We start from the raw sequence: 1,321 nt of genomic DNA on the forward strand, positions 1-1,321 counted from the left end.
TCTTTATGTGCGCTCACCCGGGGCAACAGCGTGGCCACGGTCTCGTTGAGCCCCTGCACATTGTCCACCAGTTTCGCCATGGCCCACAGCAGGTTGGTGATACCCTGGGCATGAAATTGGTCTTTCTTTACCTTCACGTGGGGCAACAGCGCGGCCACGACCTCTTTGAGTTCCGGTGTGTGCTCCTGCCCGTTGTCCACCAGTTTCGCCATGGCCCACAGCAGGTTGGTGATACCCTGGGCATTAAATTGGTCTTTCTTTACGTTCACGTGGGGCAACAGCGCGGCCAAGGCCTTGTTGAGTTCTGGTGTCTGCTCCTGGCCGTGGTCCACCAGTTTCGCCATGGCCCACAGCAGGTTGGCAATCATCTGAGGTTTTAAAGTGAGCTTTCTGTGCGTTCACGAGGGGCAACAGCGCGGCCAGGGCCTCGTTGAACTCTGGTGTCTGCTCTTGCCCGTTGCCCACCAGTTTCGCTATGGCCCACAGCAGGTTGGTGATTTCCTGAGGTTTAAAGTTAGCTTTCTGTGCGTTCACGTGGAGCAACAGCACGGCCACGGCCTCGTTGAGCTCTGGTGTCTGCTCCAGCCCGTTATCCACCAGTTTCGCCATGGCCCACAACAGGTTGGCGAGATGCTGAGGAATAAATTGATCTTTCTGTGCGTTCACGCGGGGCAACAGCAAGGCTACGGCCTCGTTGAGCTCTGGTGTCCGCTCCAGCCGGTTGTCCACCAGTTTCGCCATCGCCCACAGCAGGTTGGAGATCCCCTGGGCATTAAATTGGTCTTGCTTTGCGGCCACTTGGGGCAACAGCGCAGTCACGGCCTCTTTGAGCCCCGGTGTCCACTTCTGCCCGTTGTCCACCAGTTTCGCCATGGCCCACAGCAGGTTGGTGATTCCCTGGGCATCAATATTCCTGGCTTCAGATTTTTGGTTGCAGTTAAATATTATTGCATCAAATAGCGTCGACAATAAGGCAGTTTGAGTGTGCTGAACACGCTCATTCATGGGTTTATGAGGAGTAAAAACACCCGCTGAAGTAAATGAGTGAAGTGTTGTTGTCAGGCTTCGCCAATTCCAGCTCCGTGTTACAGTAAAATTTTTAAGCAAACGCATCAGCTGGCTTTGTTCTGTTCGATTTAACGGTCTTTTAGACGCTGACGAGTATTTTTTAATTGAACTGGCATATTGCCCGTGAGGGTGCTCTCTCTGAATAATTGAAATAAAAGTGCATTAATTCCACGACTATTATGAAGGCACTTTTCGTAATGGTTATTTATCATGCCTGCTTCTGTTATTTCCAGCCAGCCCAAAAGTATCGTCT

The 1,321-nt window shown here is 52.2% G+C and carries 2 protein-coding genes; both read right to left on the reverse strand.

Annotated elements, in window-relative coordinates:
- Positions 1-243: 243 nt before the first annotated feature.
- Complete coding sequence (locus J7439_RS25465) at positions 244-1,113, reverse strand: hypothetical protein (RefSeq protein ID WP_209204856.1); 870 nt, start codon at positions 1,111-1,113, stop codon at positions 244-246.
- Between the two features lie 23 nt (positions 1,114-1,136).
- On the reverse strand, positions 1,137-1,321 hold a 185-nt coding region (locus J7439_RS25470; protein ID WP_209204857.1), incomplete at its 5' end, for a hypothetical protein.

The sequence above is a fragment of the Salinisphaera sp. G21_0 genome, from assembly GCF_017744115.1.
Taxonomy (GTDB): Bacteria; Pseudomonadota; Gammaproteobacteria; order Pseudomonadales; family Endozoicomonadaceae; genus Endozoicomonas.

Bases quoted from the DNA above. Each gene is read 5' to 3' on its own strand.
- J7439_RS25465 (WP_209204856.1), bottom strand. From the start codon at position 1,113: ATGCGTTTGCTTAAAAATTTTACTGTAACACGGAGCTGGAATTGGCGA.